The following is a 23,094-nucleotide window of genomic DNA, read 5'->3' as shown; positions in this document are numbered from 1 at the left end:
CTCTCCCATCTGCCACCTCGCTTGGATTGTGGCGTTTCTTCAGGTATGCAGAATCGAGGTAGGCCCAGCTCGTGCTCTGCCTGAACTGTACGAGGTCGGCCAGAAGGAGTCAGTCGCTGTTCTAAGGTTCCCTCTTCCACTTTCTTGAGGTACGTCACCACCGTGCGATGAGTGACCTCATACTGGCGAGCCACCGCGGTGATGGTGTCCCCTCGCTGTACAGCAGCAACGATTCGTTCCCGCAAGTCATTCCCATACCCAGCCGCCCCAACACGTTTCATTCTCTTATTATGTCAAATGCTCTAGAACGCTGTACTACGGGCAACCGTGGCTGGCCGTACAGTTTGGGGCTGGCTCTTTACAAAGTTTGAGATTGATAGGCCGTCGCTGGTGTTGCTGTTCCTGCTGGCCGTGAGTGCTGCTACGACTATGGCGCAGTTGCCTTTTCAGTTGGGAGGACTGAAAAAGTGTGGCGATAAATTAGGTGGCGAGAGGTACGAGATATTATCTCTATCCTAAAATCCCTTAGGGTAGAGACGATAGATTCCTTCTGTCATTTCTACCCTACCTGTACCCCTCAGCGCCCCGCGCAGGCCCCTTCTCGTCCATTCTGTGAGGGCATTGATTAATTAGCGGATTACAAATATATCACATTACCTTTCCACAACGTCCAGACCCCTCCTCCCCTCAAAAAGCCTCAGCCACTGCCAAAGCAAAAGGCATCGCCCTACCATCCCCTTCTAAAACAAAGCAGAAACCCGAAAAAAGCCAAAGCATCAGCCAATGCATCGCAGTGAAGCAAAGGTACGGAGCAGGTTAGAGAGGCAAAGAGATGTATTTGTAATTCGTGGATTACTTTTTATTGTTATATGAGCACTTTAAGTCAACACTACCGAAACTGCTATTTGGTCATCCAATGGGTCCTTCACGGCAGGCACACGCTCCCGCTCACCACACGGGCAGACCTCAGGACTCTCAGGAACCAGCAAACGCCCACAGCACCGACAGGCCTGAGGTCCTGAGGGCACTGCAGCGGGTGGAATTGACTGCGGCGGCTCCAGATCCCAGGGGGGAGTGACCTGCAAACCTGGCAGCACTTGCCCATGCGGATATTTGAAGACACTGAAAGTGCCGTTTTGCTCCAGATAGGCCCGCTGCACCTCGCCCAACTGGCGCACCCCGTCACGGCGCAAGTACTCAAAGACATCTTCCTGACTCAGATTGGCGCGGCTCATATTCTCACGGTCCAGCACCCCGTCACGGACCATTTCCAGCGGGACACCTTGCAACAGGGTTTCTACTGTCTCACTGCGGACAATCAGGCGCGAGATGACATGCTGCATGCCCACCACCAGGGCCAGAGAGAGCATGCCATGCAGCAAAGGAACGTCGGCGTAGAACATCGGGTCGCCCGCAGCCGATCCCAGTGCAATCACAATCGCCAGTTCCAGCGGCCCCAACTGCGTGAGGCTCCGCTGCCCTGACAGCCGCAGCAACAGCAGCAGCCAGGCAAAAATGACCACCGTGCGGAACACGATTTCCAGCATGAACAGCGGGGTCAGGTCCCCGACAAACATACGGTGCCAGTCAAACGGCTGAACGTCGGCGCTCAAGCGGCAGCCCCCAAGCAGAAGCAAAGTCGGCGCTCTTTCACACAGAGCAGTCTACAATTTAGACCACCAGACCCACGCAAGCCACGCCCCAGCCCGAATCAACCACCGATAAAGCTCATTTCGATGCGGGGCCGCCCGGCAGTCTGCTCGCCGCGCTCCTCTGAGTAGCGGTCACGCCGCGCCTGCCACAAACCAGCGATGCGCTCACGCAGCTGCACCCCGGTTTCACCCGCACGCAGCGGGGTCTTGAGGTCATAGCCCTGCGCGGCAAACAAACAGGTATAAAGTTGCCCTGTCGCCGAGAGCCGCAGCCGCGAACAGTCGCCGCAAAATGGCGCAGTCACGCTGGAAATCAGGCCGACTTCATGGCCGTCATTCGAAATGAAGCGGGTGGCCACTTCGCCAGGGTGGCGCGGCGGCAGCGGGGTAAAGGTCAGGTCCTCCCCTGCCAGGCGGTCCAGCACCTCTGCCGAGGGCACCACACTGTCCAGATTCCAGCCATTGTGATTGCCTACATCCATAAACTCAATAAAGCGGACCAGGGCTTTGCCGCGCAGCTCGCGCCAGAATTCGGCCAGGCCAGCATCGTTGGCACCGCGCTTGACCACGGTGTTCAGCTTGACACCCAGGCCAGCGCTCAGGGCCGCATCTATGCCCGCCAGCACCCGCTCAGGTGAGACACCCAGACCATTCATTTGCCCAAACGTCTCGGCGTCCAGGGCGTCCAGGCTCACCGTGACCCGCTGCAAGCCCGCCGCTTTCAGCTCGGCAGCAAAGCGGGGAAGCAGCAAGCCGTTGGTGGTCATGGCAATGTCCTGCACGCCTTCAATCCGGGCCAAGCGCTCCACCAGTGCAGGCAAATCGCGGCGCAGGAGCGGCTCACCGCCGGTCAGCCGCAGTTTTTGGACGCCCAAGTCCACCATGACGCGGCTGACCCGCTCGGTTTCCTCAAAGGACAGCAGTTCACTCTGGGGCAAAAAGGCATAGTCCGGCCCAAACACCTCGGCAGGCATGCAATAGGTGCAGCGCAGGTTGCAGCGGTCCGTCACCGAAATCCGCAGGTCACGCAGGGGACGGCCAAACTGGTCAGTGATCAAGAACGGTCCTTTCTGGCCCACGCTGCTGCAGGACGCTTGAATTGCGGGGCGCTTGTGCCGCCGTGCGCCCCACTCTAGCAAGCGGAGGAAGGGCGTCACCGTGACCTCTGGCAGACCGGGGGCTGCTGGGCTCAGCCCGGAACCCAGGTCAGGGCCGACAGTATCCCCAGCAGCACGCCCAGTTCGCCCACACTGATCAGCAAGCCGTAAATATCGCCGCTCAGACCGCCGCCGAGGCGGTGGGCCGCCCAGCGAGCGGTGAGCAGCGTCAGCACCAGCGCCAGCAGAGCGCCAGCCCAGACCCCGCCCAGCGTCAGCAGCGGAGCCGCCAGCAACAGGGCGGGCAAGGCGCGGCCCTCACGCGAGCGTGCCCCCAGGGATTCGCTGCGTGCCGCTGGATACAGGTTCATGGGCAGCAGCACCAGCGCCCGCGCGGTGACCGCCGCCGCCAGTGGTGCGTATAGTGGCAACCCTGCCGACAGCAGGCTCCAAAAGGTCAGGAGGTACAGCACGCCGCTGCCCAGACCGAAAGCACCCACATGCACGTCCCCAAGAATCTCCAGGCGCTGGGCAGGGGATTTCATCACCAGCAGGGCGTCGGCACTGTCGACCAATCCGTCAAAATGCAGCCAGCCGGTCAGGCCCAGCCACACCCCCAGCGTCAGGGCGGCCCCAACCCCGTCCGGCAGCGGTCCAGTCAGCCAGAGCGTGAGCGCCGCCAGTCCACCGACCAGATACCCCGCCAGCGGATAGTAGGCACTGGCACGGGCAAAGTCGCCAGGGCGCACCTCGGCTACAGGCAGTGGCACCGCTGTCAGGAAGGTCAGGGCCAAGTGAGCGGCACGGACCTGCCCAGCCAGCCAGCCGCGCAGGCCGCCCGGTGAAGAGGGAATCAGACCGGCACCCCGGCTTCCTCAAAGGTGCGCATTTCACGCAAGGTCGCCGCAGCGGCCCGGAGCAGTGGCAATGCCAGCACCCCGCCACTGCCTTCGCCCAGGCGCAGGCCCAGGTCGAACATAGGCTTCAGGCCCAGATGGGCCAGCTGCGCCGCGTGCCCGCGCTCAGCGCAGTGACCGGCTGGGAACAAAAACTCGCGCAGGGCCGGAGCCAGGGTCACACCCAGCAGGGCAGCACTTCCTTCCACGAAGCCGTCCAACACGATCACGCGGCGCTGGGCGGCAGTCTCGAGCATCATGCCCAGCATGGCCGCAATCTCGTACCCACCGAACTCGGCCAGTACCTGGAGTGGGCCAGTGGCTGGGCTACGGTGCAGGGCTTCACGCACCACCGCGACCTTGTGGGCCAGGCGTGCATCATCCACGCCCGTGCCGCGCCCCGTAACCTCAGCAGGATCCAGCCCCAGCAAGCGGGCCGTGACCACCGCCGCCGGGGTGGTGTTGCCTATGCCCATTTCGCCCGGCACAATCAGGTCAGCGCCGTCTTCGATCGCCTGGCGGGCCAGCGCAGCACCGGCCAGAATCAGCGCCTGGGCTTCGTCCGGTGTCATGGCCGCTTCCACGCGCAGGTTGCGGGTACCGCGCCGCACGGCGCACTGGTGCAGGCGCGGATGGTCGGGCAGGGCCGCATTCACGCCGGCGTCCATCACATACACACGTGCGCCTACCGTGCGGGCGAGAGCATTGACCGCCGCGCCACCAGGACCAGCAGGCGTGTCGGCCAGGAAATTCATAACCATCGCCGGGGTCACTTCCGGCGGATAGGCGCTCACTCCCTCCTGGGCGACGCCGTGGTCCCCCGCCGCGACCAGAACCGCTCCCCCCTGCGGCGCAGGAAACTCTGTCCCAAACACGCCAGCCAGCCGCACGGAAAGGGCTTCAAGGTCGCCCAGTGCGCCCGCAGGCTTGGTGAGCTGGGCCTGACGCAAAGTGGCCCGCTGTATGGCGGCGGAGTCGGCGGGATGGATACGCTTGATGAGGTTTTGTAATTCATGCATTATGATTCCTCTTTCCATACTGGTTTTCCCTGTTGGGTTGGGGTGGAACCCGGACCTTTGAGCGTCAGCGGCAGCCCGCTTGCCACCAGATACGCCTCGTCACTGGCCGCCGCCGCACGCTGGTTCACCCAGCCCAGCACGTCGCGGTAACGGCGGGCCAGGGCATTGTCGGGCACGATGCCGAAGCCGACTTCATTGGTCACGAAAATGATCGTGCCGGGGCGACTCTGAGCGGCCTGGGCCAGCGCATCGGCCTGGGCCAGAATCTGGTCGTCCGCATACTCGAAGTGCATCAGGTTGCCCACCCACACGCTCAGGCAGTCCAGCAGCAGCGTGGGCGTCTGGGCGTCCTGCACGGCCTGAACCACGTTTAGCGGTTCTTCCAGTGTGTGCCAGTCGGCAGGGCGGTCTGCGCGGTGCCGACTGATTCGCCCGCGCATCTCGTCGTCAAAAGCCTGGGCGGTGGCGAGGTAGGTCACGGCCTGCCCCGTCTCTGCCGCCAGCTTCTCGGCATAGCGGCTTTTGCCGCTGCGTGCGCCCCCGGTCACGAAAATCAGAGCCACGAGCGCACCTGCTCCCAGTCCAAGCTGGCCCCAACTTGCGCCGCAATGGCGTCCAGACGGGCATCCAGGCTGTCCAGGCCCGTAGGCACAGGCAGGCCCGCCCAGCCCAGGAATTTTTCCAGATACGCTGGGTTTTCCAGCAGCCCGTGCAGGTAAGTACCGCGCACGTTGCCCTGCCGCCACAGCAGCCCCGGCGCAAGCTCCTGCACGCCTGCGCCTGCGCCTGCCGCCGTCCGCCCGTGGTGAATCTCGTACCCTTCCAGGCGGTAGCCCGTTTCAGGGTCGGTGAAGGTCGTCTGAAGCGTGGTTTTTTCGGGGGCAAATTCGGTGTATAGGTCAAGGATACCCAGACCCGGCACGTCCTGCCCGCCCTCTACCCCATGCGGGTCGGTGATGCGCTGCCCCAGCATTTGCAGCCCACCACACACGCCCAGCACCGGCACGCCCGCCTGCGCCAGCCGCGAAACTTCGGCGGCCAGCCCGCTTGAGCGCAGCCATGCCAGGTCAGACGCGGTGCTTTTGCTCCCCGGCAGAATGACCGCCCGTGCCCCCTGCAATTCGGCAGGCGAGGAAACCCAGCGGGCCAGATCGCCCAGCGACGCAAATTCGTCCAGGTTGGACACGCGGGGCAGCCGCGCAATTGCCACAAAGCCATCAGCCATCGGCCTTCTGCCTTCTGCCTGTTCCACCGCTACACCATCTTCTTCCGGCAGGGGCACATTCAGCCAGGGCACCACGCCCACCGTCGGCACGCCCGTCTGTTCCTCCAGCCACTGGGGCGCGGGGGCCAGCAGGCGGGCATCTCCCCGAAAACGGTTGAGGATGAAACCACGCAACAGGGCGCGTTCCTCGGCGTTCAGGCAGTGCCAGGTGCCCAGCAGGTGGGCAAATGCGCCGCCCCGGTCAATGTCGGCGGCCAGCAGCACGCTGGCCTGCACTTCCCGCGCCACCCGCATATTCACGATGTCGGATTCGCGCAGGTTCACCTCGGCGGGGCTGCCCGCACCTTCTATCACCACCACGTCAAATTCGGCCATCAGGCTGTGCAGTGCCCCCTGCACATGGGGCCAGAGGCGGGGCTTACGCTCGCGCCAGGGCAGGGCGGTGATTTCGGGATCAGCGCGGCCCAGCAGCACCACTTGCGAGCGGGTGTCAGCCTCGGGCTTGAGCAGCACGGGGTTCATGCGCACGTCGGGCGTGACCCTGGCAGCGCGGGCCTGCACCAGCTGGGCGCGGCCCATTTCCAGGCCCGGTGTCCGGCTTTCTGGGGGCGTGACCCCTGCATTGTTGCTCATGTTCTGGGCTTTGAAAGGGGCGACGCGCAGCCCCTCATCGCTCAGAATCCGGCACAGCGCGGCGCACAGGTAGGACTTGCCCGCGTTGCTGGTGCAGCCCTGAATCATGATGGCTCTACCCATCCCTCACCTCCTGAAGTGCAGCAATCAGCCGAGCATCTCTCGTGCCACCTTGCGTACTCACCCGAATATGCCCCGGCAGGCTGTAACTGGTGCAGTCGCGCACCTTTATGCCCAGCGCCAGCAACTCCCGCGGCACCCGCGCCCCGTCCCCGACCTCCAGCGTCATGTACGGCGTGCCGTGATGCTCTACTGCGCCGAACCGCGCCAAAGCCGCCGCCAGCGCCAGCGCGTCCCGCCTGACCTGCGGCAAAGTGTGCGCCAGAAATTCCTGCGCGTGAGGCAGCTTTTGCAGCAGCGCGGCAGTTCCGGCGGGGAGGTGCCACGCGGGGGCCAGATTCTCCAGCCGGGCCACCACCTCTGGCGCGGCAATGGCGTAGGCGGGCCGCGCTCCGACGAGGCCGTGGGCTTTGCCGGGGGAATGGAGGGCGATGGTTGATGGTTGATAGTTGATGGAAACTTCTGTAAATGGTGCGTAGGCCAGATCCAGAACCAGCAGGGCACCCGCAGCGGCGCAGGCGTCCGCAACTGTTTGTCGTTCGCCTTCGCTCAGGCAGCGGCCCGTGGGGTTGTGCGGTTGCCCGACGTAGACCAGCCGGGTCTGGGTGAGCAGCGCAGCGGGGAGTTCACCCACCACCACGACTTCGGCGCGTTGCAGGCGAGCGGCGCGTTCCAGTTCGCCGAAGGGAGCGTGCAGGCTCAGCAGTTTGCTGCCAGCAGGCAGGAAGGCGCGTGCCAGGCGGTGCAGCAGGTCGGATGCGCCCACCGACAGGGCCACCATGTCGGGCGAAACGCCGTGCCAGTCGGCCAACGCCTGCCGCACGTCCAGATAGGCCGGGTCGGGGTAATGGGCGTGGTCGGCATTCCTGACCGCCTCCAGGAGGACTGGGTTGGGGCCGTAGGGGTTGCTGTTCACGCTAAAATCAAGGCCCGAAAAGGCCGTGCTGGACGGGCCACCGTGGGGCGAGCGGGGCAGCAGGGGCGGCAGTAGGTCAGACATCCAGCATCACCGCCAGGGTCGCCAGAACAAAAGTGCGCTGCGCCAACCGGAGCGCCCGCCGCACGTCTGCCGCATCCGGTTCGCGCCCGCCCGCGTTCAGGACGTATACGCTGCGCTTATCCAGCCGCACGCCTAAAGCACCCGCAAAAGCACTCATGGGGTGTCCAGCATTCGGGCTGGCTGTGCTTCGCCGGTCCCGCGCCCACACACGCCAGGCGTGGCCGCCACTTGCTGTCACCGCACACAGAGCGGTGAGCCGCGCTGGAGCGAGGTTCAGCAGGTCGTCGGCCCGCGCCGCCGCTTTGCCTGCCCATTCCAGTTCAGGCGTTCTGTACCCCCACAGGGCGTCGGCGGTGTTGGTCAGGCGGTAGGCAGCGGCCAGCGGCAAGCCCCCCACGCGGTAGGCCAGCAGCGGGGCCACCACGCTGTCCGAGAGGTTTTCCGCGAGGCTTTCAATCGCCGCGCCCGCCACTTCTGCTGCGCTCAGACCCGACGTATCGCGGCTGACCAGATGCCACGCCAGCAAACGCCGCGCTTCGGGCAGGTCGCCGCGTTCCAGGGCCGCGCATACTTCGGCCACTGCACCGAACAAGGCTTTTCGCGCCAGCAGAGGCTTGAGCAGTGCGCCCTGCGTGTACCAGGGCAAGCGCGAGGCCATGAAACCCGCGCCCGCCGCCAGCCCAGCGCCCAAAGCCCAGCCCACCGCGCCCTCGGCAAGCTGTTGCCCGGGCGTCAGACCTTGCCAGTTTTTCCGCGCCCACTTGAGATAATTTCCCATGTAAATCACGGGATGAAGGCGGGCGGGCGGCTCGCCCAGCGCGTCCAAGGCGAGGGCAAGGAGAAGGGCGCGGCGGCGGGAGTTATTCGGGGTCAAGTCCCATCACCCGCCGAAAATGGGACACATCGGTAAAGAGGTAAGCGGTCCAACCCGCTGCCCGCGCTGCCGCTACATTTTCGGCGCTGTCGTCCCAGAAGATAATCTGCTCTGGCTGGCAGTTCAGCTGCTGAGTGACCAGGGCGTAATACTCGGCGCTTGGCTTACGGTGCCCTACCGCATAGCTGGCAAAATGCCCATCCGTCACAGCGCCCAGGCCCACCACTTCCAGCAGATGCTGTGTGCGGTGCCGCTCCTGGTTGGTCGCCAGGTATGTGCGCCAGCCGCGCAGACGCAGTTGCTTGACTGCCTCCAGCGTCGGCGGGTGAACCACATTTTCGTAGTCCAGCCACTCGCGGTAGAACGCCTCCGCGTCACCACGGCGGCCTATTTGCACCATCAGTGCGGGGAGGTCATCAAGGAGGTCACTTTTCCCTGTAGAAGCCGCAATGAACGCGGTTCGCATCCATTCCCCAAAGGCGGCAGGATATTCACGGCTCAGCTTGGCACCATAAAAGTCGTCCGGCTGAATCAGCACGCCGTCTATATCAAGCAGTAGGAAGTGGGTTGCTGGGTTCATAAGGAATTTTTTCACCGTTGGCACGCGGCCACCAACCTTTTCGCCATCTCCGGAGAGCCGCCGTAGTGCAGGTGCAGGTAGCTGGCCAGCACGTTGCCCTGGGCGTGGCCTTCTTCTACGGCCACGCCCGCGTGCCCGGTCCAGCGGTAGGCCGGATCGGTCGGCGGGTCCAGCCGCTCGGAATAGTGGAACTCGTGGCCGCGCAGCGCCGCACCCACCGGGGCCAGCGGCGAAGCAGCCAGGGCCTCGGCCTCACGGTAGCCCAGGCTCAGGCGCGGCTGCATCCGGGTGCGGGCGGGAATCACGCCACACATCGCGTGCCCTACGCCCTCCAGGTCCAGCAGGCTCTGGCCCAGGTACATCAGGCCGCCGCACTCGCCCACCACCGGGCGGCCCGACGCGGCAAAGTCACGGATGGCCCGGCGCATGGAAGCGTTGGCGCTCAGCGGCGCGGCGTACAGCTCCGGATAGCCGCCGCCCAGCAACAGGCCACCCACTCCGGCGGGCAAGGCTGCGTCCCGCAGCGGACTGAACGGCACCAGCTCGGCCCCCGCCAGACGTAGCTCGTCCAGGGCGTCGGGATAGTAGAAGGAAAAAGCCTCATCCCAGGCGTAGGCGATGCGGGCGCGGGGGCCGGGAAAGTGCAGGGGTGGCGCGGCGTCCAGGGCGGGCAAGCGGGTGGCCGCCCGCAGAGCGTCCAGCCGCAGGAAACGGGCGGCATGCAGCGCGGCGGCTTCGTCCCACACCGCTTCTTCGGCGGCGTGCAGGCCCAAATGCCGCTCCGGCAGGTGCAGCGCCGGGTCGGACAGCACAAAGCCCAGCAGCGGCAGGCCCACCTCGGCCAGCGCCGCTTCGCACAGCCGGGCGTGGCCCTCACTGCCGACCCGGTTGAGAATCACGCCGGCCACATCTACCCCCTTCCCAAAGTCGCGCAGACCCGCTGCCAGCGCCGCTGCGGTGCGGGCCATGCCGCCCGCGTCTATCAGCAGGACAACCTTTAGACCCAGCTGCCGGGCCAGATCAGCGCTGGAATGCTCGTCGGACGTGGGGCTGCGGCCATCGTACAGGCCCATCACCCCCTCCACCACGCTCACGTCCGCCGTGCTCGCCGCACGGGCGAACAGCGTGCTCACGCGCTCCGGCGGAAGCAGGAAGGAATCGATGTTGCGCGTGGGCCGCCCCGCCGCCCGGCTCAGGTGGGTGGGGTCAAGGTAGTCCGGCCCCAGCTTGAACGGCTGCACGCTCAGCCCGCGTGCCCTCAGCGCCAGGCACAGCAGCGCCGCCGCTGTGGTCTTGCCGCTGCCCGATGAGGGGGCCGCCAGCACGAAAGCACTGCGGGCCGCGCGGGTCAATATTCAATCCCCTTTTGCCCGCCGATACCGGCTTCGTAGGCGTGCTTGACCGGGTTCATTTCGGTCACGGTGTCGGCCAGAGCGACCAGTTCCGGCAGGGCACTGCGCCCTGTAATCACCACATGCAGGTCCGGGTCACGGGCGCGCAGCACCGCTTCCACCTCGGGCCAGGGCACCCAGCCGTAGCTCAGCGGATAGGTGAATTCGTCGAGCACGATCAGGTCGTATTCGCCGCCCTCAATCGTGGCGCGGGCCAGCGCCCAGCCGTGCGCGGCCAGCTCGGCCGAGTTCTCCAGGTCACGGCTGCGCCAGGTAAAGCCGTCGCCCAGGCCCTGATACGGCAGTTCCAGGGCGTCCAGGGTGCGGTGCTCTCCGAAGCTGGCTCCCTCATGCTTGAGAAACTGAAACATCTTGACGCGTAAGCCCCGCCCATGCGCCCGCATCATCAGGCCCAGCGCGGCGGTGCTTTTGCCTTTGCCGTTGCCGGTGTTCACGATGAGGAGGCCGCGCCGCCCCTTGGAGATGTCTTCCCGCTTGCGGTAGCTTTCGCGGGCCTCGGTCAATTCGCGCATGGCGGTTTCGCGGCGCTGACGGGTTGCTTCGTCCGTCATTCGCCGCCGCTCACTTCGCCGCTTCGGGGTGAATCATGCGGATCAGGGCGCGCATGGCCTGCGGCAGCCGGGGGCCGGGGCGGGACAGGGCGTCGCGCTCCTCGGCGGTGGGCTTGTACACGCGCCCGCCGCGCACCGCCTGAAGGTTCTGCCAACCGGGCCGGCGGCGGGCCTCTTCGGCGCTCAGGCCGATCATCACCTGCGGGTTGCTTTTCACGATCAGTTCCGGGTCAATCTTGGGAAAGTCGCCCAAGCTGGCCGGCACGATGGTTTTCCCGCCGGCGCGGCTGATCAGCGTGCCGATAAACGAGTTCGGCCCCACCGAGTAGGGCGCAGGGTCCACTTCGTAGTAGGTGCTCACCTTGGGCCGGTTCACCACAGTGCGCTCCAAGGCACTCAGGTCGCGGCGCATGGAGCTGACCAAACGGGTGGCTCCGCTTTCGTGGTTGGACAGCTTGCCCAGCACCACGATCTTCTGAAACACCTCGTTGTAGGTCTGGGCGGTGCCGCCATACACGGTCAGGCCCGCCGCTTCCAGCCGGGCAGTCAGCCGCGAGGAGCTTGACTCGTCGGCCAGCACCAGGTCGGGTTTCAGCGCCACGATTTTCTCGATGTTCGGCTGATACCCGCTGCCCACTTTGGTGATCTTGTCGGTGACGTTCTTGGGGTAGTTGGAATATTCGTCAATGCCGACCAGCTTGCCGCCCGCCCCGATGGCGACCAGGGTCTCGGTGTGTGAAGGCAGCATCGCCACGATGCGCATGGGTTCTTTGTTCAGCACCACCCGGCGGCCCAGGTCGTCGGTCACGGTCAGCGGATAGGAAGTGGCATGCGCGGTGCCCAGCAGGGTCAGCAGCGCGGCAGCGGCCAGGGTCTTGTGGGTCATGGAGGGGTCCTCTTCGGTGCTGGACTTGCAGCTGAGGCAGGCGCACACGGAAAAACCGGCCCCAGCAAAGGCTGCAGCGCGGCGGAGGAACGGCGGCTGGTGGCCCTTTGACGGCGAAGGGTGAACCTGCCACAGACAGGGCAGGCCCAGCTCAGGAGGCATTCGGGCTCGCGGGCTCAGGGCCCACACACCGCTGCGCGACAGCGCCGGAATCTCACCGGACTTCCCCTCGGTCTGAGTGACATTCAGCGTAGCAGAAGGGGCGCGGCCGGGCCTTATCTGACCGAAAAGTCAGGCTTTTGGCAGGCCAATAGGGCATAGTGGCAGGTATGATCCGCCTGCACTCCGCTGCCCTGCTGCTTTTGCTGGCCCTGGCGCCTGCTGCCGCTGCCCAGAGCACTGCGGCACCTCCCCCCGCCGAAACGGCTCCCCCAGCGGGCCTGCGCTTCGGCGTTCCCACCAACTACTTTGGCCGCTTTGGGGGAGTGTCGCCCATCTTGGAGCTGAATGACAAGAACGACGTGTCGCGCATCGGCTTGGGGGGGCTGCCGCTGCCCACCGAGCATGACCTGCGCTTCACGGTGGCCAACCGGCCTGACAAGGACGTGTGGGACTACTCGATCTCGACCCGCATGAACAACACCACCTATCTGATCGGCATCGAGAACGACGTGCGCCGCGCCGAAGTGACCCACAATCCCTACACCGGCCCGCAGTTCACCGGCGTGCTGCGGGAAAAGGGCCTTTCCGAACTGTCGGCGGGCTACGCGTTTACGGCGCTGGAAGGCCAGGCCTATGTCTACAACAAAGCGGGGGTGGCCGCTTCGGGTGAGAAGCGCGAGCCGTTCACCTACTCGCAGGTGGGCACGGCCTACACGGAAAAGGTGGGCAACATTGACTTCCGGGTGGCCCCGCTGGCCCGGCTATACACCTATCCGTTCGCCGGCAAGGTCCATTCCAACGCTGAGCTCACGGTCACAGCGACCACCGCCCCCACGCCGCAGCTGCTGCTGGAAGCCACCCACCTGGAGCGCTTCGCTGCTGGCGACTCGGTGATTTCCGAATACGGCCTGGGCCGGGCGCAGGAAACCAGCCTGTACGCCACCTACCGCCTGCCCTACGCGGGCGACCCGGCGTTTGGCGTGGGGGCCGTGCGCGGCAGCTACACCCACAACTGGCAAAACGACTGGAACTACTACCGGGGTGACCTGTTTCTGCGCTCGAACCTGCTGCCGGTCATGGTTGGCCCCCGCGCCGAGTACCGCGTGGCCCCGGACGGCACCGCGCAGTGGATTTATGGCTTCGTGACTCTGGGCAAATAGGCCGACCCTTCTTCGTCCAAGGTCCTTTACAGTGCAGGGCATGACCTCAAGTGCCCTGCCCGCCCCCACCCGCCGCCTGGACCATGCCGAGCCGCTAGAGCTGCACTTCCGCGCTCAGGTGGTGGCTGCCGGGGACGGTGAGCTGGCCCTGGACGCGTCGGCCTTTTACCCGCAGGGCGGTGGGCAGAATGGGGACCAGGGCTGGCTGCGGGCCGGGGAACAGCGCTGGGCCGTCACAGACACCCGGCTGGACAAAGCCAGCGGCGTGGTCTGGCACGCGGTGGCGGGCGATTTGCCCCCGCCGCCGGTGGGCACCCCGCTGGACGGCGAAGTGGACGCCACACGCCGCCTGCGCCAGATGGCCCGCCACACCGGCGAGCACCTGCTGGCACAGGCTTTTGCCCGCGTGAATCCGGCGTTCGAGGTGGCGGCGGTGGGCATGCGCGGCCCCGACTGCACGTTGGACCTGGGCGGCGGCCCCAGCGAAGCCGACGCCCAGGCCTCCGAAGTGCTGCTGCGAGAAATGATGGTGGCCGGGCCACTGCACCTGGAGACGGTGACGGTTCCACACACGGAGCTGCACGCCTATGCCCTGCGCCGCGCCACGTCGCTCACCGGGGACGTGCGCCTGGTGATGTTCCGGGACCGGGCGGGAGAACTGTTCGATGTCAGCGCCTGCGCGGGCACCCACCTGCCGCTGGGCAACTTGGCTGCGCCGGTCACGGTGCTGGGTTTGGAGCGGGTCAAGGCCGGGCTGACCCGCGTGACTTTCCGCGCTGGGCCGGAAGCAGCGGAGTATCTGGCCGGGGTGTACCGGGACACCCGCGCCCTGGCCCAGAGCTTCAGCACCAGCCCGGCGGGACTGGCCGAGCGGATAGACGCCCTGCGCCGCGAGCGAGGTGCCCTGGCCGCCGAAGCGGAGCAGCTGCGCTCAGCCCTGGCAGAGGCGCTGGTGGCCGCTGTCCCCCCCGAGGAGGTGGCCGGAGGTGTGTCCCTGCGGCTGCTGACCCTGCCGCAAGGAGAACTGCTGACTCCCGTGCTGGGCGCGACCCCCGCCGGCGAAGTGCGGGCCGCTGTGGCGGGCACCCGCTGCGGCGTAGGCAGCGGTGTGGCTGAGGTGGATGCCAGCGCTGTGCTGCGCTCTGCCCTGGCCGCGACCGGCGGGCGAGGCGGAGGCCGCCCCGAGCTGGCACAGGGTCAGGCCGAGCAGCCGCAGGAAGTTCTGGCCGCAGTGCGCCGGGCCGTGGTACAGGCACTGGAAGGGTAGGCTAGGGCCATGTCCCTCGCTACACTGCACCTGCCCAGCCTGCATCTGCCTGGCCTGCACCTACAGGACCTGCGCCTCAGCGTGCCGCTGAACCACGCGGCCCCTACCGGCCCAGAGCTGGAGATTTATGCCCGCATCGTGACCGCAAAGGGCGGTGCGGCCAAGCCCTACCTGCTGTTTTTGCAAGGTGGCCCCGGCGCAGAAGGCCCGCGCCCGGCGGCGCTGTCCGACCTGCCGGGCTGGCAGCGGCGGCTGCTGGAGGACTATCAGCTGGTGCTGCTGGATGGACGCGGCACGGGGCTGTCCACGCCCGTGGGCCAGCTGAGCGGCACGCCGCAGGAACAGGCCGAATACCTCAGCCACTTCCGGGCAGATGCCATCGTCCACGACGCCGAAGCGGTGCGCCGGGCGCTGGGTGTGGAGCGCTGGAGCGTGCTGGGACAGTCGTTCGGTGGCTTCTGCACGCTGAGCTACCTGTCGCTGTTCCCAGAAGCGGTAGAAATGGCGCTGTTCACGGGCGGCCTGCCCGCACCGGGACACCACATTGACGAGGTATACGCGCTCACCTGGGCCACCCTGCGGGCTAAGTCGGAGCGATACTACCGCCACTTCCCGCAGGACCGCGCCCGCATTGCTGCACTGATGGAGCGGGCCGGAGCCGGCGAGCTGCACACCGAACATGGTGAAGAGGTCACGCCCGAAATGCTGCGCCGCTTGGGCATGCATCTGGGGTCAGACGGCGGGGCCGAGCGGCTGCACTTCTTTCTGGAGCACAGCCCGGATTCGCCGGTCTTCCGCGCTGAACTCCGGGGCATGTTGCCGTTTCATGCCAGTCGGCCCATCTACCTTCTGCTGCACGAAGCCTGCTGGGCCGACGCGCAGGTCACCGGCTGGTCGGCAGAGCGCACCATGCCCGCCGACTTTGCTGCCGACCCCACCCTGCTGGCGGGCGAGCATGTCCACCGCGATTTTCTGCGGCACGACCCCCAGCTGCACCCGTATGCCGAGGCTGCCGAGCTGCTGGCCGCCCGGTCCTGGGGGCCGCTGTATGACCGGGAGCGCCTGCGGCAGCTGGATGTGCCAGCGGCAGCGGCCATCTATGTGGACGACGCCTTTGTGCCGTTCGAGTTCTCGCGGGAGACTGCCGCACTGCTGCCGGGCCTGAGCACCTATATCACCGACGAATACGAGCACGGCGGCATTCGCTCCAGCGGAGAGCGGGTGGTGGACCGCCTGCTGGGGCTGGCGCAGGGACAGCTGTGAGACACACCGGGGGCGGCGGCCTGCTGGCTGCCCTGCTGGCGGGCGGCACTCTCCTAGCAGGCTGCACGGCACCCCAGGCGGGCCAGCAGGAAGCGGACGGCAAGCCGACGGTGCTGACCCTGGCGGTGGCCGCCAGCTTGCGCGAGGTCGTGACTGAAGTGGCCGGGCAATACAGTGCGGAGCATCCGGGGCAGGAAGTGCGCATCACCGCTGCAGGGTCGGGAGCGCTGCTGAGCCAACTGCAAGCGGGCGCACCCGCCGACCTGTTTCTATCCGCCGACAGCGCCACCATGCACAGGGCGCAGGCCGCCGGACTGCTGGCCGGTGAGCCCCGCCCACTGGTCTACAACCGCCTGGTGCTGATTGCCCCGCAGGACACTGGCACCTTGAGCGGAAACTTGCCCTCTCCCCTACCCACCCGCCCGGAACAGGCTGCCGCGTGGCTAAGCGCGCAGGCCAGCGCCGGGGCGCGGATTGCCACCGGCCAGCCGAGCAGCGTGCCTGCCGGACGCTACGCGCAGGAAGCCCTGGAGGGCCTGAACGTCTGGGACGCGCTCCAGCCCCGCTTGGTCTACGGCCAGAGCGTGCGGCAAGTGCTGGACTGGGTGGCACGCGGCGAGGCGCAAGCAGGCTTGGTCTATGCCACCGACGCCGCGCTGATGCCAGAGCGGGTGCAGGTGGTGGCCGAGTTGCCACTTGGGACGCCCATCGAGTATCAGGCGGCGCAGCTCAGGGCCGCCCCCCAGCCGCAGGCCGCCGCTGCGCTGCTGGACTACCTGGGCAGCCCGGCGGCGCAGAGCATCTTCCGAAAAGCTGGATTCCTGACCGAGCCGGCCCGGTAGCGCAGGCCCAGATGCCGTAAGCTGGGGCCGCATGCCTGACCCCGCTGCTCCCTGGACCCCGCTGCTGCTGTCCTTGCAGGTGGCGGGCTGGGCCACTGCCCTCAACCTGGTGCTGGGTACGGCGGCAGGCTGGTGGCTGGCCCGCAGCCGCTGGCCGGGGCGCAACCTGCTTGACTCGCTGCTGACCCTGCCAATGGTCCTGCCGCCCACCGTGCTGGGGTACTACCTGCTGGTGCTGGTGGGGCAGCGCGGCGTGCTGGGGCCCCTGCTGGACGGGCTGGGGGTGCAGCTGGTATTCACCCTCTGGGGCGCAGTGCTGGCGGCCACAGTGGTGTCATTTCCGCTGGTGTTCCGCCCGGCCCGCACGGCCTTTGAAGGGGTAGACCGGCAACTGGAAGGGGCCGCCTGGGTGCTGGGGCTGGGCCGGGCGGCAACCTTCTTCCGGGTGACGCTGCCGCTGGCATGGCGGGCCATTCTGTCGGGGCTGCTGCTGGCTTTTGCCCGCTCACTGGGCGAATTCGGGGCCACCTTGATGATTGCGGGGAGCATTCCCGGCGAGACACAAACCCTGTCTATCGGCATCTATGAAGCGGTGCAGGCCGGGCAGGACGCCGCCGCCGGGCAGCTGGTGGCGGTCACGTCGCTGGTGTGCGTGGGCACGCTGCTGCTGGCGCACTGGCTTTCCCCGCCCCGGCCCACTGGACGTGCAGGATGAGCGGGCACAGCCCAGCCACACCGCCGGTCTGGCAGCTGGACTTCACAGCGGCGCTGGGCCGGGGGCCAGGGCGATTTGAGCTGCATGTGAACCGCCAGCTCAGCTCACGGCGTACAGCACTGGTGGGGCCGTCGGGCAGCGGCAAAAGCCTGTTCCTGCAAACCCTGGCCGGGCTGGTGCGGGCCGAGCGGGGCCGGGTGATGTTCGGCGCAGAACCCTTGCAGGACACGGCGCGGGGCCTGTGGGTGCCGCCGCAGCAGCGCGGGCTGGGGTATATGTTTCAGGATTACGCTCTCTTTCCGCACCTCACTGTGGCGCAGAATCTCGCGGCAGGACGGCGGCGCGGCTGGCTCAATCCGCCCCGGCGCAGGCACGACCCAGAGGTAGAGGCCTGGCTGGACCGGCTGGGACTGCGGGACACCGCCGGGCTGTATCCGCACCAGATTTCGGGCGGGCAGGCGCAGCGCACCGCCCTGGGACGCACCCTGCTGGCCCGGCCACGGGCGCTGCTGCTGGACGAACCCTTTTCCGCGCTGGACCCGGCCCTGCGCCGCGAGCTGGGCAGCGAACTGCTCGCCCTGCTGGACAGCCTGGACCTGCCGGTGATTCTGGTCACCCACGACCACGCCGAAGCCGAGCGGCTGATGGACGAGGTGGTGACGCTGTAGGACGGGCAGGTTGGAGGCCCCTCGCCTTCTTGGCCCTGAGCACGTCCCTCTAGGGTCCTGCGTACCTATACTGTCCCCCGTGCTCAAGTCTCCCTACGCTGGCGGCCACCTGGAAGTGATTGTCGGGCCGATGTTCAGCGGCAAAAGTGAAGAGCTGATTCGCCGCCTCACCCGCGCTGTGATTGCCCGCCAGCAGGTGGCGGTGTTCAAGCCAGCGCTGGATGACCGCTACCACACCGCCAGCGTCGCCAGCCACGCGGGGCGCTCGCTGCATGCCCTGCCCGTGCCGGACGCCGCCGCCATCCGCGCCGCGCTGAACGGCGAAGGCCCGCTGCTCCATGCCAAGCCCGCCCTGCCGGACGTGGTGGGCATCGACGAAGCGCAGTTTTTTGGTCCCGACCTTATTCCGCTGGTGCTGGAGCTGGCCGATGCAGGCGTACGCGTGGTGCTCGCTGGGCTGGACCTCGATTTCCGCGCCGAGCCGTTCGGGGTGATGCCCGAGCTGCTGGCCCGCGCCGAAAGCGTGGAGAAGCTGAGCGCCATCTGCACCGTGTGCGGTGCGCCCGCCACCCGCTCGCAGCGCCTGATTGGCGGCCAGCCCGCCCGCTTTGACGACCCGGTGGTGCTGGTGGGCGCGCAGGAAAGCTACGAAGCCCGTTGCCGGCTGCACCATGACCTGGGCCATTAGGGTACTTGGCTAGAATTCACCCGCTTCGCTCAGTCAGCGGCGGCAGCTGCTTCAGAAGGGGGGGGCGCCAGCCTCTTCCGGGGAGCCAGGTGGGACCGGGAGAAAACCGCGCGAACGTCCGCTGGGTCCCCGCGCAAGGTTGACCACTTCATCACCATTCATCTGGCATATTGCGGTCATGGCTCCCCGCTCCGCACGCCCGCCGTCTCCCCTCGCCCTGGCGCTGGCTGTCCCGGCGGCTCTGGGCCTATGGGCGGGAACCACCGCTTATGCCAGCTCCGCCGCTCAGGACGTGACCAACGACATTACGGCGAGGCTGGAGCAGGTCTTCCGCTCCACCGACCTGCTCACCATCAAGGAATCCAGCTACGAAAAAGGCTTCTTGAAAAGCACGCACCGCATGATTGTGCAGCCCATCGGCACCAAGGACGACCCCACCGCTGGCTGGGAGGTCGTCAACCACATTCAGCACGGCCCGCTGGCGGGCGGCACCCTTGCCAGGGCCGTGATTGACACCGAAATCCGCTTCCTTGACCCCGAAATTCAGGCGCAACTGGACAAGGCCGTCGGCGGTCAGAAGCCGCGTATTCATACCGTGCTGGGCTTGACCGGCAGCTCGGTGACGGACCTCGGCGTCCCTGCCGGGCAGTTTCAGTCGCCGCAGGACGGCGGGCAGGTCACCTGGCAACCGCTGACGGGGCGGGTAGAAGCGGGCAGCGAGGGCCGCCTCACGGGCTACAACCTGACCTGGCCGGGAATGCAGTTCACCGCTGGCGCAGGGGGCAACGCGGTGCAGGTGGGTCAGATGACCCTGACCGGCAACCAGAGCTACAGCAGTTCCGACGACCTGATTGGCGTGGGGAAATCGGAATTCAAGGTGGCTCAGGTTGCCTCAACCGACGCGCTCGGCCAGACCGCGCAGCTTCTCAACCTGACCGTGGGGTCCGAAACCACCCTGGCCGACCCGGAACACTACGACATTCTCACGCGCTACGAGCTGGGTACGCTAGAAGTGCCGGACACCCCGGCGCTCGGCGGCTTGCAGTTGCATCTGGGTATACGGCACGTGGCGCGGCAACCGCTCCAGGACTTGAGCGGGATGTATGAGAAGATTCGCCAGCAGGCCCTGACCTCCTCCGAGGGTGAGGTCAAGTTCACACCAGAGCAGGAGCAGGAGATGGAAGAGGTGTACAGCCGCAGCCTCCTGGGCCTGCTGCAGGCCGAGCCGGTGCTGTCGCTCGACAAAGCGGGCTTTACCAGCCCCGGCTCTGGCCTGCAACTCAGCGGGCAGGCCACCTTCAAGGGGCTGGCCGCTGCATTGGGCGAGGGCGGGGACAGCGGCCTAGACAACATGACCGAACTGAGCAACGCCATGCTGCTGCTGCCGCAGTACTTGCAAGCACAGCTCACCATGCGGACCAGCCCGGAAACCATCGAAGCGCTGAACAGCATGGGTGGAGACAGCGAGCTGAATGCCGCCGACCTGGTCAGCAGCGGCACCTTCCGCACCGAAGGCAACGAACTGGTGGCTGACTTTGGCTATCAGGATGGGCAGATGACCATCAATGGCAAGCCGGCTTTCTGATAGACATTCCACGAAACAGCGGCAATTACAGCGCTTATTTTCTGAGTGAAAAGGCAGCAGGTGGCCGGATGGCAGGCGAATTGGTGTCACGCTGCGTCACCCGTTCGCCATAGCTATTCACTGGCCATCGCAAGAATATCTGCGAAATACTTAACATTCGTTCAAAAAGTTAGTTATCCAGGATAAAAACATATATGCGTACGTGCTAATATGACCTTGTCCGCAACAACTTACGCCCCTTCAGTCTTATCACTGGAGGCCGCTGACGCTTTCTACCTTCCCGCACAGGAGGATGACCATGGCGAAGTCCCTGCTCAGCATCGACCTTGACCGCTCGCCCTACGAGAACGAGAACGTTCACAACCGCTGGCACCCGGATATTCCGATGGCGGCCACCGTCAAGCCCGGCGACGACTTCATTCTGGAATGCTACGACTGGACCGGCGGGCAGATTGGCAACAACGACAGCGCCGAGGACGTGCGCGACGTGGACCTGACCCAGGTGCATTTCCTGACTGGGCCGGTGGAAATTGAGGGGGCCGAGCCGGGCGACCTGCTTATGGTGGACATCCTTGATATCGGTACTTTCGAGCAGATGCAGTGGGGCTTCAACGGATTTTTCTCGCGCACCAACGGCGGCGGCTTCCTGACCGAGCATTTCCCCGACGCGCAGAAGTCCATTTGGGATTTCAAGGGCATGTTCACCAGCTCGCGCCACATCCCCGGAGTCTCCTTTGCTGGCCTGATTCATCCCGGCCTGATAGGCACGCTGCCTTCCAAAGAGCTGCTGGACGAGTGGAACCGCCGCGAGCTGGAGCTGTACAAGACGGACCCGGACCGCGTGCCCACGCTGGTGAACCTCCCCTACGCGGATACGGCGCACATGGGACGCCTGAAAGGCAGCGAGCGCGACCAGGCCGCCGCCGAAGCCGCCCGCACGGTGCCCCCGCGTGAGCACGGCGGCAACTGCGACATCAAGGACCTGTCACGCGGCTCCAAAGTCTACTTCCCGGTGTACGTAAAGGGCGCGGGCCTGTCGGTGGGCGACCTGCACTTCAGCCAGGGCGACGGCGAAATCACTTTCTGCGGGGCCATCGAGATGGCGGGCTGGATTCACCTGCGGGTGGACCTGATTAAAGGTGGCATGGAGAAATACGGCATCAAGAACCCCATTTTCCGCCCTAGCCCGCTGGCTCCCCGCTACGACAACTACCTGATTTTCGAGGGCATTTCGGTGGATGAGCAGGGCGAGCAGCACTTTCTGGACGTGCATATCGCCTACCGCCAGGCCGTGCTGAACGCCATCGAGTACCTGACCAAGTTCGGCTACTCCGGCGCTCAGGCCTACTCGCTGCTCGGCTGCGCTCCCGTGCAGGGCCATATCAGCGGCGTGGTGGACGTGCCCAATGCCTGCGCGACCCTGTGGCTGCCCACCGATATCTTTGATTTTGATCTGCTCCCCAATACGGACGGCCCGGAGAAATTCATCAAGGGCGACGTGGACTTGCCTATCGCTCCGGACAAGGAGTAACCGATGCCACTGTATGAGTACCGCTGCTCTGAACACGGCTTGTTCGACCGCCTGGTGCCGGTGGCCGAGCGCGGCGAGCAGGCCACCTGCCCCCGCTGCGGGCAGCCATCTCCCCGCGTGCTGGTGAGCGCGCCGAGGGTGCCGCAACTGACCCCGGCAAGGCGCGAGGCGTTCGAGCGCAACGAGCGGGCTGCCCACGAACCCCGGCGCGGCAATCTGGCCTCGGAACAGGAAGAACGGCAGGTTCACCGGCCCCTTAGCCCTTCTGGCGCACTCTACACGGCGGACGGGAAAAAGCTGTTCCCGGCGGCCCGGCCCTGGATGCTGGGGCATTAAGTCGAACGGTCTAAGGGTCTAAGAGTCGAAGGAAAACCCCTTAGACCCTTAGAGCGTGTTTGAAAAGGTTCAAACAGACCGCTCCAGTCGTCGCAACATGAGTCGAATATTCGCCAAGTAAAACCAGGCTTCGGTGGTCTGTGGCAATATTTCATAGTCCCTCGATAAGCGTCTAGAACGGGTCAGCCAAGCCAAACTCCGTTCGACAACCCAGCGACGTGGTTGGACAACGAACCCTCGTTGTCCAACCACTCCTTTGACAATGTCCATCGTCCAACCCAGCGTCTCTCTGGCCCAACGGACCAACTGTCCCGTATAACCCGCATCTGCCCATACATGCCGAATACGTGGGAACCGGTTGTACGTCTGTTCAAGCAGGGGAAAGCCCCCTGACCGATCTTGAATATTGGCCGCAGTCACCCGCACCACCAGCAGCAATCTCATGCTGTCAACAGCCACATGTCGCTTGCGCCCATTGATCCTTTTACCTGCATCTATTCCTCGTGGTCCTGCTTGCGGACCACATCGCACAGTTTGAGCATCAATGATGACTGCACTTGGCTCAGGGGGTTTGCCCGCCTGCTTCCTGGTGCGTCGCACCAGGAAGTGATTGATGGCGGCCCAGCTTCCATGTCGTTGTAGGGCGACGAAATAGGTATAGACCGTCTGCCAAGCGGGGAAATCATGTGGAAGGTTGCGCCAAGCGCAACCATTGTGCAGTACATAGAAAATGGCGCAAAGGATCTCGTACATATCGACACTTCGGGGACGTCCCCCTGGTTTTTCCGGGGGCAACAGGGGCGCAATGCAGTTAAACTCTTGGTGAGTCAAGTCACTGGCGTATTGTTTTCTCACAAGAACAGCGGGCCAGAACTTGGCCCACTGTGCTACCCCGTCCCCTATGCTGACTTTTCAAACACGCTCTTAGACCT

Annotated in this window: 24 protein-coding genes and 1 riboswitch; of the genes, 10 read left to right on the top strand and 14 right to left on the bottom strand. The window is 65.6% G+C overall.

Annotated elements, in window-relative coordinates; all coding sequences use genetic code 11:
- The 13 genes from IE158_RS13760 to IE158_RS07170 form a co-directional block, all read right to left on the bottom strand.
- On the bottom strand, nt 1–281 hold a 281-nt coding region (locus IE158_RS13760), incomplete at its 3' end, for an IS630 transposase-related protein (protein ID WP_189642984.1).
- A 597-nt stretch (nt 282–878) separates the two neighbouring features.
- Nucleotides 879–1,613 carry a DUF421 domain-containing protein gene (locus tag IE158_RS07225; RefSeq protein WP_189642983.1) on the bottom strand — a complete coding sequence of 245 codons (735 nt, stop codon included), beginning with the start codon at nt 1,611–1,613 and terminating at the stop codon, nt 879–881.
- Nucleotides 1,614–1,711: 98 nt separating this feature from the next.
- Nucleotides 1,712–2,710 (bottom strand): GTP 3',8-cyclase MoaA, encoded by a 999-nt coding sequence (gene moaA / locus IE158_RS07220; protein ID WP_229838978.1) that lies wholly within the window; start codon nt 2,708–2,710, stop codon nt 1,712–1,714.
- 131 nt (nt 2,711–2,841) lie between these two features.
- The gene (locus tag IE158_RS07215) at nt 2,842–3,537 is read right to left on the bottom strand and encodes an adenosylcobinamide-GDP ribazoletransferase (protein ID WP_189642993.1); all 696 of its coding nucleotides are present in this window, start codon (nt 3,535–3,537) and stop codon (nt 2,842–2,844) included.
- Nucleotides 3,538–3,602: 65 nt separating this feature from the next.
- A complete protein-coding gene (cobT, locus tag IE158_RS07210; protein ID WP_189642981.1) occupies nt 3,603–4,664 on the bottom strand; it encodes a nicotinate-nucleotide--dimethylbenzimidazole phosphoribosyltransferase in 1,062 nt (353 codons plus the stop codon).
- Nucleotides 4,664–5,227, bottom strand: coding sequence for a bifunctional adenosylcobinamide kinase/adenosylcobinamide-phosphate guanylyltransferase (gene cobU, locus IE158_RS07205; RefSeq protein WP_189642980.1), 564 nt, complete (start codon nt 5,225–5,227; stop codon nt 4,664–4,666). The genes cobT and cobU overlap by 1 nt, the downstream gene beginning before the upstream one ends.
- Complete coding sequence (locus IE158_RS07200; RefSeq protein ID WP_229838976.1) at nt 5,218–6,645, bottom strand: cobyric acid synthase; 1,428 nt, start codon at nt 6,643–6,645, stop codon at nt 5,218–5,220. Before IE158_RS07200 ends, cobU begins: the two co-directional genes overlap by 10 nt.
- A complete protein-coding gene (locus tag IE158_RS07195; protein WP_189642979.1) occupies nt 6,638–7,642 on the bottom strand; it encodes an aminotransferase class I/II-fold pyridoxal phosphate-dependent enzyme in 1,005 nt (334 codons plus the stop codon). Before IE158_RS07195 ends, IE158_RS07200 begins: the two co-directional genes overlap by 8 nt.
- Nucleotides 7,635–8,516: an adenosylcobinamide-phosphate synthase CbiB gene (cbiB, locus tag IE158_RS07190; RefSeq protein ID WP_189642978.1), complete on the bottom strand. Its 882-nt coding sequence runs from the start codon at nt 8,514–8,516 to the stop codon at nt 7,635–7,637. The genes IE158_RS07195 and cbiB overlap by 8 nt, the downstream gene beginning before the upstream one ends.
- Nucleotides 8,503–9,096, bottom strand: a complete 594-nt coding sequence (locus IE158_RS07185; protein WP_189642977.1) for an HAD family hydrolase — start codon at nt 9,094–9,096, stop codon at nt 8,503–8,505. Before IE158_RS07185 ends, cbiB begins: the two co-directional genes overlap by 14 nt.
- Nucleotides 9,097–9,107: 11 nt before the next feature.
- Complete coding sequence (locus IE158_RS07180; protein ID WP_229838975.1) at nt 9,108–10,448, bottom strand: cobyrinic acid a,c-diamide synthase CobB; 1,341 nt, start codon at nt 10,446–10,448, stop codon at nt 9,108–9,110.
- A complete protein-coding gene (gene cobO / locus IE158_RS07175) occupies nt 10,445–11,059 on the bottom strand; it encodes a cob(I)yrinic acid a,c-diamide adenosyltransferase (protein ID WP_189642976.1) in 615 nt (204 codons plus the stop codon). Before cobO ends, IE158_RS07180 begins: the two co-directional genes overlap by 4 nt.
- A 10-nt stretch (nt 11,060–11,069) precedes the next feature.
- Nucleotides 11,070–11,945 (bottom strand): ABC transporter substrate-binding protein, encoded by an 876-nt coding sequence (locus tag IE158_RS07170; protein WP_189642975.1) that lies wholly within the window; start codon nt 11,943–11,945, stop codon nt 11,070–11,072.
- Between the two features lie 157 nt (nt 11,946–12,102).
- A riboswitch (cobalamin riboswitch) is annotated at nt 12,103–12,173 on the bottom strand.
- Nucleotides 12,174–12,274: 101 nt separating this feature from the next.
- Between IE158_RS07170 and IE158_RS07165 the strand changes: the two genes are divergently transcribed.
- The 10 genes from IE158_RS07165 to IE158_RS07120 all read left to right on the top strand — a co-directional run bounded on the left by IE158_RS07165 (nt 12,275) and on the right by IE158_RS07120 (nt 22,162).
- The gene (locus tag IE158_RS07165) at nt 12,275–13,267 is read left to right on the top strand and encodes a hypothetical protein (protein WP_189642974.1); all 993 of its coding nucleotides are present in this window, start codon (nt 12,275–12,277) and stop codon (nt 13,265–13,267) included.
- A 40-nt stretch (nt 13,268–13,307) separates the two neighbouring features.
- Nucleotides 13,308–14,534 (top strand): alanine--tRNA ligase-related protein, encoded by a 1,227-nt coding sequence (locus tag IE158_RS07160; RefSeq protein ID WP_189642973.1) that lies wholly within the window; start codon nt 13,308–13,310, stop codon nt 14,532–14,534.
- A gap of 9 nt (nt 14,535–14,543) precedes the next feature.
- Entirely contained in the window at nt 14,544–15,797 is a 1,254-nt protein-coding gene (locus IE158_RS07155) for an alpha/beta fold hydrolase (protein ID WP_189642972.1), read from the top strand.
- Complete coding sequence (gene modA, locus IE158_RS07150; protein ID WP_229838974.1) at nt 15,794–16,639, top strand: molybdate ABC transporter substrate-binding protein; 846 nt, start codon at nt 15,794–15,796, stop codon at nt 16,637–16,639. The genes IE158_RS07155 and modA overlap by 4 nt, the downstream gene beginning before the upstream one ends.
- Nucleotides 16,640–16,670: 31 nt before the next feature.
- A complete protein-coding gene (modB, locus tag IE158_RS07145; RefSeq protein ID WP_189642971.1) occupies nt 16,671–17,354 on the top strand; it encodes a molybdate ABC transporter permease subunit in 684 nt (227 codons plus the stop codon).
- On the top strand, nt 17,351–18,022 hold the full coding sequence (locus tag IE158_RS07140; protein WP_189642970.1) for an ATP-binding cassette domain-containing protein: 672 nt from the start codon (nt 17,351–17,353) through the stop codon (nt 18,020–18,022). Before modB ends, IE158_RS07140 begins: the two co-directional genes overlap by 4 nt.
- 79 nt (nt 18,023–18,101) lie before the next feature.
- Nucleotides 18,102–18,710, top strand: coding sequence for a thymidine kinase (locus IE158_RS07135; protein ID WP_189642969.1), 609 nt, complete (start codon nt 18,102–18,104; stop codon nt 18,708–18,710).
- A 178-nt stretch (nt 18,711–18,888) separates the two neighbouring features.
- A complete protein-coding gene (locus IE158_RS07130) occupies nt 18,889–20,295 on the top strand; it encodes a YdgA family protein (protein ID WP_189642968.1) in 1,407 nt (468 codons plus the stop codon).
- Between the two features lie 298 nt (nt 20,296–20,593).
- Entirely contained in the window at nt 20,594–21,826 is a 1,233-nt protein-coding gene (gene fmdA, locus IE158_RS07125; RefSeq protein WP_189642967.1) for a formamidase, read from the top strand.
- A gap of 3 nt (nt 21,827–21,829) precedes the next feature.
- A complete protein-coding gene (locus IE158_RS07120; RefSeq protein WP_189642966.1) occupies nt 21,830–22,162 on the top strand; it encodes an FmdB family zinc ribbon protein in 333 nt (110 codons plus the stop codon).
- 69 nt (nt 22,163–22,231) lie between these two features.
- Here IE158_RS07120 and IE158_RS07115 read toward each other — a convergent pair whose 3' ends face one another.
- Nucleotides 22,232–23,017 (bottom strand): IS5 family transposase, encoded by a 786-nt coding sequence (locus tag IE158_RS07115; protein WP_189642965.1) that lies wholly within the window; start codon nt 23,015–23,017, stop codon nt 22,232–22,234.
- Nucleotides 23,018–23,094 lie beyond the last annotated feature (77 nt).

Origin of the sequence: Deinococcus piscis, from assembly GCF_014653275.1 — a bacterium.
GTDB classification, from domain to species: Bacteria; Deinococcota; Deinococci; order Deinococcales; family Deinococcaceae; genus Deinococcus; species Deinococcus piscis.
The sequence above is the reverse complement of the archived record's forward strand: the minus strand, read 5'-3'. Positions and strand labels throughout refer to the sequence as shown.

Coding starts and splice junctions, on each gene's coding strand:
- IE158_RS07195 (WP_189642979.1), bottom strand. CDS start 7,642: ATGTCTGACCTACTGCCGCCCCTGCTGCCCCGCTCGCCCCACGGTGGC.
- IE158_RS07200 (WP_229838976.1), bottom strand. CDS start 6,645: ATGGGTAGAGCCATCATGATTCAGGGCTGCACCAGCAACGCGGGCAAG.
- IE158_RS07140 (WP_189642970.1), top strand. CDS start 17,351: ATGAGCGGGCACAGCCCAGCCACACCGCCGGTCTGGCAGCTGGACTTC.
- IE158_RS07155 (WP_189642972.1), top strand. CDS start 14,544: ATGTCCCTCGCTACACTGCACCTGCCCAGCCTGCATCTGCCTGGCCTG.
- IE158_RS07130 (WP_189642968.1), top strand. CDS start 18,889: ATGGCTCCCCGCTCCGCACGCCCGCCGTCTCCCCTCGCCCTGGCGCTG.
- cobO (WP_189642976.1), bottom strand. CDS start 11,059: ATGACGGACGAAGCAACCCGTCAGCGCCGCGAAACCGCCATGCGCGAA.
- IE158_RS07170 (WP_189642975.1), bottom strand. CDS start 11,945: ATGACCCACAAGACCCTGGCCGCTGCCGCGCTGCTGACCCTGCTGGGC.
- cobT (WP_189642981.1), bottom strand. CDS start 4,664: ATGCATGAATTACAAAACCTCATCAAGCGTATCCATCCCGCCGACTCC.
- IE158_RS07120 (WP_189642966.1), top strand. CDS start 21,830: ATGCCACTGTATGAGTACCGCTGCTCTGAACACGGCTTGTTCGACCGC.
- IE158_RS07165 (WP_189642974.1), top strand. CDS start 12,275: ATGATCCGCCTGCACTCCGCTGCCCTGCTGCTTTTGCTGGCCCTGGCG.
- IE158_RS07185 (WP_189642977.1), bottom strand. CDS start 9,096: ATGAACCCAGCAACCCACTTCCTACTGCTTGATATAGACGGCGTGCTG.
- modB (WP_189642971.1), top strand. CDS start 16,671: ATGCCTGACCCCGCTGCTCCCTGGACCCCGCTGCTGCTGTCCTTGCAG.
- fmdA (WP_189642967.1), top strand. CDS start 20,594: ATGGCGAAGTCCCTGCTCAGCATCGACCTTGACCGCTCGCCCTACGAG.
- IE158_RS07160 (WP_189642973.1), top strand. CDS start 13,308: ATGACCTCAAGTGCCCTGCCCGCCCCCACCCGCCGCCTGGACCATGCC.